The following is a 13,782-nucleotide window of genomic DNA, read 5'->3' on the forward strand; positions in this document are numbered from 1 at the left end:
TTGTTAGCAACAAACTGAACTGCTTCGACACCTTTGTCAATCGACAAATGCTCATATTTTGTTCTCTATCTCGATTGTCAACCCTGTCGATGTCACGCGCCTCCGTTGCGCCTACCCGTCCCGCCGGTTCTAAACGAGGAAGGCCGCACCATCGTCTTCGAACAGCGCCGCGCGGATCGGCTCGGGGAAGCTCGGGTCGTCGAGCTAGACGCTGAGATAGTCACGCGGTTCCTCGCCATTGGTCTGCGCTTTCCACGCAGCGCCGAGTTCGGCCCGACCAGCGTAGACCCGGAAGTCCGGGGCGCCCTCGCTCTTTTTCTGATCGTTGGCGACGATTTTCGCCTTCACATTGACGGTCAGGGTGCGGATCGTGCCGCTATACCCGTCCGGAATAGCGGTAAAACTGCCTATGGTCGCCATATCTCAAACCTCCGTTGTTTTGGTTGGCGGGGATGATGGGCGCGCAGTTTCCAGTTGCTTGCGCGCCCGCTTGAAGCCGGGGTCGGCGTTCATGAACGCGTCGAGCATGAACGGGATCAGTTCGGCGACGCTTTCGTTCTTGCCGTAGGTCTGGCGGTAGATTTCCGCGTAGTCGTTCAGCGCCGCCTTCAAATCGGCGTCTGCCGTGAAGGTGATCTTCGCGCTTTCCCGGTCGGGCAAGGGTCCGAGCTTGAGGGTCATCTGATCACTCCCGGATCGCGGTATGGTCTCAAGACCATGTCCTTGTTGACGATGATCCTGAGCGGCCAGCCGGGCCGGACGGTGATGGTCGGCTGGATGTTTAGATTGCGCTCGGTGATGCGCTGGCCGGCCTGGTTCACACTATTCTGCGTCGACTGGCGGATCGCCTGGACGAGATCGCTTTCGTCATCGCCGAAAGTGATTTCTGTGGAGACGCCCAAGAGCGTCGAAAGCGCGACGCCCTGCAACAGCCGCCAGGTGTGGAAGTTGACCTCGTCCTCAAGGCCCGCATAGCCCGCCATATCCGTCGCGGGCAGGTTCTCGATCACGACGGACGAACCGTCCGGCATGATGATCCGCTGCCAGACGACAAGCGCGCGTTCCTGCCCGAAGGCGATGACGCTGTCATAGGTCCCGATGACGCGCGAGCCCTGCGGGATGAGGACGTAGCGTCCTGAGACAGTGTCGTAGATGTTCTCCGTCACCTGCGCGATGACGCGGCCCGGCAGGTCTGAATTGATGCCCGTGATCAAGCTCGCGGCGATTACCGTTCCCGCCATGACTTGATAGGGTGAGGCCGGGTCTTGGAGGGTATGCGGATTGTAAATCGCCGAATCGACCTCTTCGCCGAGAAAGTCGAGCTTGCGGCCCTGCAAATTCTGATCGTTCTGGAGATCGAGCCCCAGTTCTCCCGACACGGCATCGCCGCGCGCGATGTCGAAGGGACTGCGCGCATCCTCGCCGGCGGCGCGGGCGATATCCGCGACAGACCCCGGCGCACCTGTGCCGTCCCTAATGCCGGCCGTGCGCGAGGTAAGCTGGAAGAAGACGCTCGACTCGCGCCCCTGCTGCGCAAGACGCGCTTGGCGGATGCGTTCAGCCCGCTCGGCGTCGTCCTCGGGATTCGGTCGGAACGGCATTTGTCCCGGCGGGGCGATGCCGAGGTCGCGTTCGGCGCCGACAACGGCCGGACCGATGTCGCCGGCCAGCGGCGGCCCCAATTCAACCGGCGGTCTCGGGATCTCGCTGTAACGGCGCGGCAGCGCTTGCAACCCTTCCGGCGTCGGATTGTTATCGGTGCGGATAAGCTCGCGGCCAGTGTCATCGTCATCAAACAGGCGTGGCGGATCGAGAGCGAAAATCGTCGCGCCGAGGATCAGGAGCAGCCCCGTCCCGGAAAGCAGGAACAGGACGCGCCGGTTGATCCGTGTCACGGGGCGCGGTTCACGCGAGCCCAGCGCCGCCGAAGGCGGCGGGCGCCCTTCTTGAGCGGCGTGTGAAGACTATTCCTCCGAGGGCGGATCGAGAGTCTCGGAGTCACCCCACTCCAGAATGAGTTGCGAGGCCGTCATCGGAACGACCCCGGCCTGTATCAAACGGGCGGCGACCGGCGAGTTGTGGACATCCAGAAGGCCGTTGCTGAGATCAAACAGAACGTAGACATCATATGCCTCGCCCAACGCATCGAGCGCGGCTTGCGCCAGCGACCCTTCGGGCCAGCCGCCTGCGAGAATCAGACAATGCCGCTTTAGCGCGGAGACGGTTTCCCAATGGCGATCATCCCTACAAGGGTTGACCACCGAGCGGCGCAATTGGGCCTCTTCCGGCACAAGCTGGCTCAATGGCGAATGCAGGCCCGCCGCGTCTTCCGCGCCCATATAGGAGAGAAAAGCGGGAACCGAAAGATCGACAGCCTTGGTCAGCACCGCGCAATGGGCCGGACCGATCGTCGGCGGATCGGACCGTAGACCCGGCACCGTCCCGCCGAAATCGATGAACAGAAGGCAGGACTCCTCCGGATCGAGCAGCGCCGAGTTTCCCTTCGTGTTTTTCCATCTGGCCATCGTCATATTGTCTCTGCCGCCGCGCTGACGGTCGGGGAGCCTGACGGCCGGTTTCATCGGCGATAAGTCCACGGGCGCGGCAGGCGTGCTCGACCATTTTCCGCAACCGACGATGGCCCTTACAACGGTTGTAAGGTCAAGCCCTTAGGGGGCAGCCGGCCTTCTCCATGGCCTCGATCAGGACGGCGCGGTCGGCCCGGCTTTCGACGTCGACTTTTCCGGTCGATGTTTCGACCGAGACGCGCGCCTTCGGGTCGATGTCCTGAACGGCCCTGGTGATCGCGGTAACACAGTGGTTGCAGGTGATGCCTTGAAGAACGAACGTCTGCATCGCCGGTGTCCTTTCCTCGCGTGTTGAGACGAAAGGAACCTACCGCCTGTCATTGTTGGAAGGTCAAGACGGGACAGGGCGTCTGCGCGACCGTCGTATGGCCGCACGCGGCCAGGTTCAAGCCAACCGCTGTCCATGCTGCCAGCGCAGTATGCGTGAGCCTGCAACGCCGCCACATCGACGCGCTTGACCTTCCCATCATTGGAAGCCTCATCTTGTCATCACAGTGCGGTGAAACAGGAGGTTTGCGATGTCCGAGGAAGCTGTCCCCATGCCGCCTCCGCCTGCGGGCCGGTCCCTGTCTCTCGGCGTCGAGGGCATGAGCTGTGCGTCTTGCGTGGGCCGCATCGAGAAGGCCCTGAGCGCCGTTCCCGGCGTGGCGGCGGCGCGGGTTAATCTCGCCACGGAACGTGCGGACGTCGATGTCGCGCCCGGCGCCGTCGACGCGGCGCAATTGATCGCTGCGGTTCAAAGCGCCGGTTATGACGCAAAACCCCTGGAAAGCGGGATCGACGCGACAGACCGGGAACGCGAAGCGCGCGACCGGGAGATCAAGACGTTGAGACACTCGGTCTTCATTGCGGCGGCGCTCACCCTGCCGGTCTTCGTGCTGGAGATGGGCTCACATGTGATCCCCGGCATGCATGACTGGGTGATGGCGACCATCGGCCATCGCGCGAACTGGTATGTGCAGTTCGCTCTGACGACGCTGGTGCTATTCGGTCCCGGTCTCGTCTTCTTCCGTAAGGGCATCCCGGCCTTGCTGCGCGGCGCGCCGGACATGAACGCGCTTGTCGCGCTCGGCACGGGCGCGGCGTGGAGTTATTCGGTGGTCGCCACCTTCGCCGCCGGTTTACTGCCGGACGGTGCGCAGAATGTCTATTTCGAGGCGGCGGCGGTCATCGTCACGCTGATCTTGGTGGGCCGTTATCTTGAAGCGCTCGCCAAGGGGCGGACCAGCGAAGCGATCCGCCGGCTGATGGGATTGCAGGCCAAGACGGCCCGCGTCGTGCGAAATGGCGTGGAAATCGACGTCGGCATCGATCAAGTGCGTCTCGGCGATCTGGTGCAGGTGCGGCCGGGCGAGCGCATCCCCGTCGACGGGGCGGTCAGCGACGGCCGCTCCTATGTGGACGAATCCATGATCACCGGCGAGCCGGTTCCGGTATTGAAGGAAGCCGGCGCCGAGGTCGTCGGTGGGACGATCAACAAGACCGGCGCCTTCACCTTCTGCGCAACCAAGGTCGGCGCCGACACGGTCCTTGCCCAGATCATCGGCATGGTCGAGCAGGCGCAAGGCGCGAAGCTGCCGATCCAGGCGCTGGTCGACAAGGTGACGGGCGTCTTTGTGCCCATCGTCATGGGGGTTGCGATCCTGACCTTCGGCGTCTGGTTCCTCTTCGGGCCTGAGCCGGCGCTCACCTTCGCTCTCGTCAACGCCGTCGCGGTGCTGATCATCGCCTGTCCCTGCGCCATGGGGCTCGCCACGCCGACTTCGATCATGGTCGGCATGGGGCGTGCAGCCGAAATGGGCGTCCTGTTCCGCAAGGGCGAAGCGCTGCAAACCTTGCGCGGCGCGCGCATCGTCGCCCTCGATAAGACGGGCACGCTGACCCCCGGCCGGCCCGCGCTGACGGACCTGATTACCGCCCCCAGCTTTGACGAGGCCGACGTGCTGTGCCTCGTCGCCTCGGTGGAACGAAAATCTGAACATCCGGTCGCCGAGGCGATTGTCGCCGCCGCCGAGGAGCGCGGCCTGTCCCTTGCCGACGCGCACGGTTTCGAGGCGGAACCGGGCTTCGGCGTCGCCGCCATGGCGGACGGTCGCCGCGTGGCGATCGGCGCGGACCGCTACATGGAGCGTCTCGGGCTCAACGTCTCATCCTTTGCAGCGGACGCCGCGCGTCTGGGCGACGAGGCCAAGACGCCGCTCTATGCGGCCATCGACGGCCGGCTGGCCGCCATCATCGCCGTCGCCGATCCAGTCAAGGAGACGACGCCAGCCGCCATTGATGCACTGCATGTGGAAGGCTTGCGGGTGGCCATGATCACCGGGGACAATCAGCGCACGGCGGCCGCCATCGCCGCCCGCCTCGGCATTGACGACGTAGTCGCGGAAGTCCTGCCGGACGGCAAGGTCGACGCGATCAAAAGCCTTCAGGCGGACGGCGCGACGGTCGCCTTTGTCGGGGACGGGATCAATGACGCGCCGGCGCTCGCGCAGGCCGATGTCGGTCTCGCCATCGGGACGGGTACGGATGTCGCCATTGAAACCGCCGACGTCGTGCTGATGTCCGGCGATCTGCGCGGCGCGCCCAACGCCATTGCGCTGAGCCGCACCACGATGACGAACATCCGGCAGAACTTGTTCTGGGCCTTCGCCTATAACGCCGCCTTGATCCCCGTGGCGGCGGGCGTTCTCTATCCGGCGTTCGGCCTGCTGTTGTCGCCGATCTTCGCCGCCGCCGCGATGGCGGCGTCCAGCATCTGCGTTCTGACCAATGCGCTCAGGCTCAAGCGCTTCACGCCGCCGCCAGGCGAAACAGCAACGGACACTGGCGCCCGGCGTCGTCATCAATGAGGTCGCCAAACCGATGTGACATGTCTTCGATCACTCGCCTTTTTTCAGGTCACGAACTGTTCCAGAGAGCGCCGAAACCTGAGCGAAACCAGGCATCCAATGCCGACTGACCGCAGACGGGGTATCGCGCGACATCGGACAGACGTCAGAGAAGTGGGGTGGCTACCGGCTCAGGAGAAGCAAGTCTGGCCATCCATAGGCGATCTCGTGCAGTGTGGCATTCGGCCTTACGTCTTCCCTCTTGCCAACAGGGCTTCCGCCCAGTGCTTCGTAAAAGCGTCGAGCCGGCGCGTTTGTGTCCAGCACCCAAAGCGAAGCACCCCGATGTCCACTTGACACCAGATGCTCGGCTGCCTTTCGCATGAGCGCCCGCCCGACACCTTGCCGCTGGGCACTTTGAAGGACGTACACCGCAGCCATCTCTGCGCTGAAACCCTGAGCTTGAAGCGCGTCGTCGCGCTGTGGCACCGCACAGATGAAACCACATGTCTGGCCATCTGTCTGCGCCACGTACACACAGCCGTTCTGGGATTCGGAAAGATCGGACAACAACGTTGTCCAGTTCATGGTCCGCTCGGAAACGTTAAAACGCGAGATCATCTCGTCCGGTAAAAGTCCCGTGTAGGCCTCGACCCAGGATTGGACATGCACAGAGGCGATGCTTTCTGCGTCTCCCTTCTCGGCTGGCCGGATTGTGAGGTTTGACAAAGTCATTTCGCTAGACCTGCTGACGCGTTGATTAAGATCCGTACGAACATCGTGACTCGTCGCGTGAAGAGCTTCCTCCTCATCTGCGCCCATTCAGGACGGCATCTATGTGCTGATCTATCGATACCGCGTTCCGGGTAACTAAGAAACGATCATCGGAGTGTGCTCGAAAAGCTCGGTCCCAATCGTGGCCGACCTCATGACCCGCGCATCGGCGTCCGGCAATGCCTTCACCTTCCTGATGGCCGGTGTCGCCATCGACGACACTAAGGTCATCATCTTGCGCGAGGTCACGGGGCGGCTGAAAGCAGCACTTCTGCTACCGCTCCTCACCGTGCCTCAGGTGATTGCCATCGGATTGGTGTTGAATGGCCTGGGGTGAGCCGTCGCGGACTGCGGCGGCGTGTCGGAGGCAAGACGAGCGGAAAATTGCGCTGGGAGGGGATGATGATCAGCGGGCGACGCATCGCGCGAGCGGGCGCAGGAGAGTCGGGCGCCAGGCCAGCGTGAAGGCGACGGCGAGCGCGGCGAGGCTGATCGCGGTTGCCCAGAGCAGGCTGCCGAAGCTCGGCCCGTCGCGTGTAAGTGCCAGGACGAGCGAGAGCGCGATCATCGCGCCGCCAACACCGCGGAGGACGATCACCTGCATGCGGCACGGCGCTCCGGTTCCGGCAACCGCGCTCCAGTGCCGCCGCTGGCTGAGCGCCAGCAGGGTGAAGCCGAGATAAGCGGCCATTGAGAGGACAATGAGGAGCAGCGCGCTTGTCATGATCGCTATTCAGCCGCTTCGAGCACGTCGCGTTCGTTCTGATCTGCTTTGGTCGCGCCGCAACGGTAGAGGCGCCACGCGATCATCCCCGCGGTGGCCGCACCGATGAGGAGCAGGAGGTCCATACCGGCGACGGGCCAGTAGCCCTCCGAAACCGTCTCAATCAGGTGATCGCCAGTGGTGGTCCAGTTCAGCACCGGGGCCAGCAACGCCAAGGTCGCGATCGCCCCGCACTGCTCGCGCCAGCCGGCCGTCCCTGGCCGTGCCCAAGCGTGCGCGAAAGTGGCGAGCCAGACGAGGTAGAAGGTCCAGACCTCCAGTGCTGCGCGCTCGGCGCCAGCGAAGCTCGCGTTGAGCGGCAACAGCCGGTTGACGACGAAGAAGGCGAGCGTGGCGATGACGATGCCGGTGACCGAGCCTACCGTCAGCCCCTCGACGATGCGGACGCCCGGCAAGCCAAGCGCCGCGTGCTTCTTTCGCCGCGCCTCCAGCCAGTAAACGTAGCCGGTGGCGATCATCACGCAGCCCGACAGGCCGAGGACGAAGTAAATCCAGCGCAGCGGCCAATGGTCGAATTGGATTAGGTGAAGGCCGGCGAAATAGCGCTGAACGTGGACGACGGGCGGCGCCGTGTGCGTGTGTAGCACGTCACCCGTAGAAGAGGCGAAGTGCACGGTATCGGCATTCAGATCAATCGAGCGCGCCGCAGTGCGGCGCATCTCGACCGTGGCATTGGCGTCGCCCGGGTGCCAGACGCGCATGAACCACGGTGGGTCGCCGCCCCAAATCCGCGTTGCCTCGGCCGCCATCGCATCGAGCGAAGCCAGCGACCCGGGCTCGCCTGCGGGCTCACGTTGGAACGTCCCGACGGCATCGCGACTAAATGCGGCGCGGTCGTCGCCGAAAACAGTGTGCTCGACACTCGGAAAATAGATTCCGTAGAAGATGATCAGGCCGGACAACGTGATGACGAAGTGGAACGGCAGGCCCAGCACGCCGGTCAGGTTGTGCAAATCGAGGCTGGAGCGCGGCAGCCGGCGCTCCCGCCGGAAGGTGAAGAAATCGACGAAGATCTTGCGGTGGATGACGACACCGGAGACCAGCAGGACCAGCATCGCCATCGCGGCCAGGCCGACCAGCCAGTAGCCGAGGTTCATCCAGCGGAGGTGGAGGGAATAGTGGAATGGATAGAGGAAGCCGGTGCCGGCGTCCGTTTGCGGGACGGACAGGCGTTCGTGCGTCCGGGGATCGAGGAAGAACGGTCCCCGCCATTCCGCCTCCGCCCCGGCGCCGAGGTACCTGAACTCGGTCACCGGCAGGCGGCTGCTCGGACGCTCGAACCAAAGGATCTGCGCCCGGCTGAGGTCGTGCTGCCGCCGCACCGCGTCCAGCGCAGCGTCATGGGAATAGCCCGCTCCTGCCTCCGCATCCCAGGCAATGCGCGTCTCCGGCATCATCCAGCGGTCGATCTCCTGGTCAAACACGGCGAGCGTGCCCATCCAGAAGATCGCGACCAGCAGTGCGCCGAGCACCACCCCGGCCCAGGTGTGCAGCCACGCCATCGACTCGCGGAAGGTACGGCCCATCTCAGACGCCCCCCGCGGCACCGATCGTCTTGGCCAGGGCGAAGACGGCGACGCCGCCCGCCCCGAACACCGCCCAGAGCCGCGCGGGGCGCCGCTCAGCGAAACCCCAGAGCAGTAGGCCGAGATAGACGACGAACACGAGCATCGCCATCAGCATCACCGCCTCGGCCCGCGGCATCGCCTTGGCGAGCGCCGCGGCGGCGAGGCCGCTCGCCCCGGCGGCCAACAGATAGCCGCCGCCGAGGATCAGCACGAGGCGCAGCGCGAGTGGCGCGCCCTTTGGTATGGCGGCGTCCCGACGCTTCATGCAACTCGGTCCGCGAAGGCACGTTCCAGCTCCGGCAGGTGCGGCGCGTAGCGTTCCCACCGCCCGACCGAGCGGGTGTAGATCGGCTGACGCACCTGCCAGCGGCTCGGCGTTTGCACCGCGCGGCCGGAACTGTGGAAATCGAGGCAGCGGTCGTCCCACGGAACGCCGAGGAAATCGAGCAGGCACCGCGCCTGCCCCTCGACGTCGGCCACGGTGTCCTCGTAGGCGACCTCCAGGATCGGCAGCGGCAGCGCGTCGCGCCAGTGCGCCATCAGGCGCCGGTACTGCGGGGCGAAGAACGCGATGTCGTCGAAGTCGGTCGACCATTGCTGGTCAGGGCTGAAGTTCTCCATCCATACCGAAAGCGCGTTGTCGCGGATGTCGCGCGTGCAGTGGATGACCCGCGCGTTCGGGAACAGAAGCGTGGCGAAGGCCAGGTGGAAGAAGTTGAGCGGTGACTTGTCGCTGATACGCATCGCCTTGTCCGGCGCGCCCCGGCGCAGGGCCTCCAGATAGGCATGGGCCGCCGTAAGGCTGCTGCGCTGGTCGAGCGCGAGCGCCGCCCGCCAGGGCGTCTCGTCGGGTTCCGCGCGGTGCTGCATCGCCAGCCGGGCGAGGTCGGGCAGCTCGCCTGCGCCGTTCAGCAAAGGGTGGGCCGAAAGGATCTGCTCGACCAGCGTGGTGCCGGAGCGCGGCAGGCCGACGATGAACACCGGCTGGTCCGTGCCGACGCCGTAGCTGCGCCGCTCGCGAAAGAAGTCGGCGGTGTAGGTCGCCGCGATGCCGTCGACCCGCACCGCGAGCGCATCCCGGTTGAGCGGGCCCGCCGCACGTCGCCGCGCCGCGTTGGCTTGGCGCCCGGCCTCCGCCGCCTCAGCATACGCGCCACGCCGGTCGTGATGCTTGGCGAGGCCGTAGCCGATCAGCGCCCGCGCCTCGTCGGGGGTGTCCGACGTATCGATCCGGCTCGCGGCCCGAGCCGGCAGGCCGGCCGGGTCGGCGTCCTGGGGCAGTAGGCTCAGCGCCCGGCCCAACGCCGTGGGATGCGTGGGCGTCAGCGTCAGCACCTTGCCGTAGCAGGCAAGTGCGCCGTCTGCCTTGCCGCCGATCTCAAGAACATTGCCCAACGCTAGCCACGCCTCGACATTTTGCGGCTCTCGCGCCGTCGCCTGCCTTAGAAGTGCTTCCGCCTGCGCGACTTGGCCCAGACCGGCCAGTTCGTGCGCGAGCCGGTTGCGGGCATCGTGCTCCCCGCTGTCGTATTTGACCGCCCGCTCGAAACACCCGATGGCGTCGTCGATCTGTCCGGCGTCTGAGAGAAGACCCCCGAGGGCCAGCCAGCAATCGGCCCGCGTCGCGTCGATGGCAATGGCCCGTTGCAGCGCCTCGAACGCCTGTTCCGTGTGCCCCAGCCGCTTCAGCGCTGAGCCCAGATTGTGCCACCCATCCGCATAGGCAGCGTCGAGGACAACTGCTTTGCGGAAGCACCGCGCCGCTTCCGCCAGCGTCTCGCGAGCGGCATGCACACGCCCGAGGTCGGACCAAGCGCGCGGGTCGTCCGGCGCCAGCGCCGTCGCCCGTTCAGCCGCGCCGAGCGCGTCGTCCAAGGCGCCTTCGGCCACCAGCAGTTGGCCCAGATGGCGATGCGCGTCCGGGTCCTCGGGTGTGGTCCGGACCCGGCGTTCGCAGAGCCGGCGTACGCGCGGCCAGTCCCGCGCCTGGATCGCCACGGCGACGGCCGATGGAAAATCGTCTTTCCCGTGCGGGTCGGATCCTTGATCGGCGAGTGGAGACGCTTGAAGTGACAATTAACTTTTCCAATCCGCCATGATTCGAAGGTACGTTGTGCTTCGATCTGAGTTCATTGTGTGGCCCTTGCTCAAAACTTGACGCGAAGCGTGCCGACGACATTCCGAGGCGGGCCGAACTGATTGAATGCCCCATACCGATTGGGCCGTTCGACATATCGGGCGTTGGTGATGTTGTTGGCGTTCAATTGAAGACTGACCCAGGGCGCCGGGGAATACTGCAGGAACGCATTGAGGCGAACGAAGCCAGCGAACTCATCGTCGAGAGCAAAAAAGGCTTCGTTCACTTCGCTTTTGTAGTACACCGACCCTCCGATCGCTAACCCCTTCAACAGAAGATTGGACAGATCATACCGCCCGGTCGCGCTGAACACGTGTCTTGGTGTATTCCACGGCCTGGCACCGACCACGCCAGGGCTCGTACTTTCCGTGATTTCGGCATCGAGGTAGGTATAGGCGAGATTGAGACGAACATCATCGACAGGGCTACCTTGCAACTCAACTTCAATACCCTGATTGCGCTGACTCTGCCCGCCGATACTGAAATTGTTGTTATCGGGATCCGGAGAGGACACGTTTTCCAGATCGGTCCGGAACAGCGCGAGCGTTGCTCCAAAACGCTTGTCAAATCCCTCCCATTTCGCGCCGACTTCGAAGGTCTCTCCCGTTTGGGGATCGAGAATCTCGCCATCGGCTGTTACACGTAGAGAATTTGCGGTCTCAAAACTCTTGCCGTAGAGACCATAAATGCTGAAGCCGTCCAGAATCTCCTGCGACACGCCAATCTGCGGGCTGAATGCCCGCTCGTTCCTTTCCTTGGGGCCGGCGGACCCTGCCGGGAAGAAGACTGAATCGGCTTTCGCCGTCAGCCAATCATGCCGGAGCGCCAAAAGCACCGTCGTTCTTTCCAGGGGCCGGATCAGCCCCGAAACGAAGACACCGATTTGTTCGCTTTCGAATCTGAAGTCAGGAGAGGCTGGCTGATCCAGATAGCCGATCGGAAAGGTTGCCGTAATGACAGGATCGGCAATATTCCCGGTGCCAATTAATTCTTCAGGACGGGACGCTGAATCGAACTGGTTGTCGGCATAGTCCGCACCGATAGTGACCGAACTTCGGTTGCCCACGAAAGAGAACTCCTGGGTGGCGCTAATTTCTCCTGCAAATGATTCTCTGCTCTGCTCGGTGCTATAGGCATAAAGAGAGAAATCTCCATCTGTGCCTATCCCACCCGACTGATAGGCGTAGATATACGCATACTCCGTGTTGTCGTGCGAATACTGGCCTTTCGCGTTCAATCGCAAACCGTTCGCGAACTTCTTGTCGGCTTCGATATGCGCGCTCTGATAGTCGAGTTTCAGAAAGTTCTCGTTACCGAGGAGACTGTCCTCAATGTCGCCGATGATGTTTCCCTCGGTGTCCGTCGGCGTGCCGTAATAGCCCTGCCCGTCGAGATGCTGGATGTTTCCGCCGAGCGTGAGCGTGAAGTCGTCGGGGCCCCTGTACCGAACCGAGGGAAGCACCGAGACGCGCTCATCGCCCGTATTCCTGAAGAACTCGGCGTCATCGTTATAGGCTACGACCAGCCGACCGGAGAAAGCGTGGTTGCCCTCGAGCGCGCCGTTCGCGTCCATCGTCACCCGCTTGTGGCCGTGCGTGCCGCCGGCGGCGCTCCCTTCGATGAAATTCTCGGGTTGAGGCGTCTTCAACACACGATTGACGAACCCGCCGGGGCTCGCGTTGCCGCTGGTGAAGGAGGCCGGCCCCTTGACCACCTCGAAGCGATCGAAGAGAACCGGATCGGCGACGTAGTTGTTAAACGCCGATAAGCCGTTATCACGTACGAACCCCGCAGAAACATAGGCAGGGGTGAAGCCTCTGATTGTGAAATTGTCAGTGGCGCGCGCGGAAGATTGTGTAACACTCAGGACGCCGGCAACGCCCTCCAGCGCCTGATCCTGGGTGGTCACGCCGCGATCGATCATGCTGTCCTGAGTGACGACACTTACCGACTGTGGCAGCTCCTGAATCTCAGCCGGTACGCGGGTCAGGGCGTCCGTGTAATCTGCTTTGTAGCCCTGCCCAGGATCGAGAGACGGTGGCGGCGCCTCCGCTGTACCCTCTACTGTGATCGGCCCGAGCTGAATCGGCCCATCGCCGTCCTGTGCGCCGGCCTTCGCCAGCGTCACCGTGTCGGCGCTGGTGAACTGGAAGGTCACACCGGTGCCAGCAAGCAGCCGGATGAGGGCCTGGCGCGGCGCCAATTCGCCGGAGACGCCGGGGGACGGAACGCCTTCGAGTTGGCTGGTGATGTAAGCGAAAGAGATCCCGGTCTGTTCCGAGAACCGGTCGAGGGCCGATGGGAGCGGCTGCGGGCCGATGGCGAAGCGCTGGGTAGGTTCCGCCTGCGCGACCTGTCGGGCGACGATGGGAGGTGTGACGATGTCCTGCGCCAGGGCGGGCAGCGGCGAAAGGGCCAAGCTAACGACTAAGGTCGGCGTTAGCGCTGTGGTCACGCGCAGCTGGGAGGCCAAAGGTTGCTGTAGCGGGCCTCGGATGCGGCGCGCTGCGCGCGGTTTGGAAAGTGATGTCGCCGATGGCATGTATGCTGTCGCCCTGTCGAGTTGTGATGCTGCGCTCATCATGCGAGTGCGTCGCATTCGCTGTGTGATCATCTATGAGACGAGTGGGCGCGCGGGCATCGGTGCTCATCGGGCGATTTTTTTTGAAACTTTATTCTTCGTCGCCCGCCGGGCGTCCGACTCAGGCGGTTCGGTGCCGCCCTAGCGGATGAGGACGAGGTAGTTGGTCACGCGCGTGACCCGCAGGTTCTGAGTGGCGGCCAGTGTGTCGAGGCCGCGATCGATGGCGCCCGGTCGACAGCCTTGCCGAGCGCGTCGTCCAAGGCGCCTTCGGCCACCAGCAGTTGGCCCAGATGGCGATGCGCGTCCGGGTCCTCGGGTGTGGTCCGGACCCGGCGTTCGCAGAGCCGGCGTACGCGCGGCCAGTCCCGCGCCCGGATCGCCACGGCGACGGCCGAGGGAAAATCGTCTTTCCCGTGCGGGTCGGATCCTTGATTGGCGAGTGGAGACGCTTGAATTGACAATTAACTTTTTCAATCCGCCATGATTCGAAGGTACGTTGTGCTTTGATCGGAATTCATT

At 63.9% G+C, this 13,782-nt stretch carries 13 protein-coding genes and 1 pseudogene; 2 read left to right on the forward strand and 12 right to left on the reverse strand.

Translation table 11 applies throughout. The features are described 5' to 3' along the window. Positions 1-129 precede the first annotated feature (129 nt). The 5 genes and pseudogenes from ACP146_RS14345 to ACP146_RS14365 form a co-directional block, all read right to left on the reverse strand. Positions 130-420 (reverse strand): annotated as a pseudogene (locus ACP146_RS14345) (DUF736 domain-containing protein). Positions 421-423: 3 nt separating this feature from the next. Beyond that, positions 424-681: a DUF2274 domain-containing protein gene (locus tag ACP146_RS14350; protein WP_422367433.1), complete on the reverse strand. Its 258-nt coding sequence runs from the start codon at positions 679-681 to the stop codon at positions 424-426. Then, positions 678-1,895 carry a TrbI/VirB10 family protein gene (locus ACP146_RS14355; RefSeq protein ID WP_422367434.1) on the reverse strand — a complete coding sequence of 406 codons (1,218 nt, stop codon included), beginning with the start codon at positions 1,893-1,895 and terminating at the stop codon, positions 678-680. The genes ACP146_RS14350 and ACP146_RS14355 overlap by 4 nt, the downstream gene beginning before the upstream one ends. Before the next feature lie 69 nt (positions 1,896-1,964). Next, a complete protein-coding gene (locus tag ACP146_RS14360) occupies positions 1,965-2,525 on the reverse strand; it encodes a hypothetical protein (RefSeq protein ID WP_425032757.1) in 561 nt (186 codons plus the stop codon). A 136-nt stretch (positions 2,526-2,661) separates the two neighbouring features. Next, a complete protein-coding gene (locus ACP146_RS14365; protein ID WP_422367436.1) occupies positions 2,662-2,856 on the reverse strand; it encodes a heavy-metal-associated domain-containing protein in 195 nt (64 codons plus the stop codon). Positions 2,857-3,106: 250 nt separating this feature from the next. On the opposite strand from ACP146_RS14365, the gene ACP146_RS14370 reads away from it, so the two are divergent. Continuing rightward, on the forward strand, positions 3,107-5,437 hold the full coding sequence (locus tag ACP146_RS14370) for a heavy metal translocating P-type ATPase (RefSeq protein WP_422367437.1): 2,331 nt from the start codon (positions 3,107-3,109) through the stop codon (positions 5,435-5,437). Between the two features lie 162 nt (positions 5,438-5,599). On the opposite strand, the gene ACP146_RS14375 is transcribed toward ACP146_RS14370, so the two are convergent. Further along, positions 5,600-6,238: a GNAT family N-acetyltransferase gene (locus tag ACP146_RS14375; protein WP_422367438.1), complete on the reverse strand. Its 639-nt coding sequence runs from the start codon at positions 6,236-6,238 to the stop codon at positions 5,600-5,602. A 106-nt stretch (positions 6,239-6,344) separates the two neighbouring features. Here ACP146_RS14375 and ACP146_RS14380 point away from each other — a divergent pair, with 106 nt between their 5' ends. Then, complete coding sequence (locus ACP146_RS14380) at positions 6,345-6,527, forward strand: hypothetical protein (protein WP_422367439.1); 183 nt, start codon at positions 6,345-6,347, stop codon at positions 6,525-6,527. A 69-nt stretch (positions 6,528-6,596) separates the two neighbouring features. Here ACP146_RS14380 and ACP146_RS14385 read toward each other — a convergent pair whose 3' ends face one another. The 6 genes from ACP146_RS14385 to ACP146_RS14410 form a co-directional block, all read right to left on the reverse strand. Beyond that, positions 6,597-6,914: a DUF3325 domain-containing protein gene (locus ACP146_RS14385; RefSeq protein WP_422367440.1), complete on the reverse strand. Its 318-nt coding sequence runs from the start codon at positions 6,912-6,914 to the stop codon at positions 6,597-6,599. Positions 6,915-6,919: 5 nt separating this feature from the next. After that, positions 6,920-8,500 carry a PepSY-associated TM helix domain-containing protein gene (locus ACP146_RS14390; RefSeq protein WP_422367441.1) on the reverse strand — a complete coding sequence of 527 codons (1,581 nt, stop codon included), beginning with the start codon at positions 8,498-8,500 and terminating at the stop codon, positions 6,920-6,922. A gap of 1 nt (position 8,501) precedes the next feature. After that, positions 8,502-8,807 carry a hypothetical protein gene (locus ACP146_RS14395; protein WP_422367442.1) on the reverse strand — a complete coding sequence of 102 codons (306 nt, stop codon included), beginning with the start codon at positions 8,805-8,807 and terminating at the stop codon, positions 8,502-8,504. Further along, positions 8,804-10,618, reverse strand: a complete 1,815-nt coding sequence (locus ACP146_RS14400; RefSeq protein ID WP_422367443.1) for a tetratricopeptide repeat-containing sulfotransferase family protein — start codon at positions 10,616-10,618, stop codon at positions 8,804-8,806. The genes ACP146_RS14395 and ACP146_RS14400 overlap by 4 nt, the downstream gene beginning before the upstream one ends. Before the next feature lie 71 nt (positions 10,619-10,689). After that, entirely contained in the window at positions 10,690-13,263 is a 2,574-nt protein-coding gene (locus ACP146_RS14405; protein WP_422367444.1) for a TonB-dependent siderophore receptor, read from the reverse strand. Between the two features lie 164 nt (positions 13,264-13,427). Further along, positions 13,428-13,724: a hypothetical protein gene (locus ACP146_RS14410; protein WP_422367445.1), complete on the reverse strand. Its 297-nt coding sequence runs from the start codon at positions 13,722-13,724 to the stop codon at positions 13,428-13,430. Positions 13,725-13,782: the final 58 nt, after the last annotated feature.

It is taken from the genome of Pelagibius sp. (assembly GCF_965249265.1).
GTDB lineage: Bacteria > Pseudomonadota > Alphaproteobacteria > Kiloniellales > Kiloniellaceae > Pelagibius.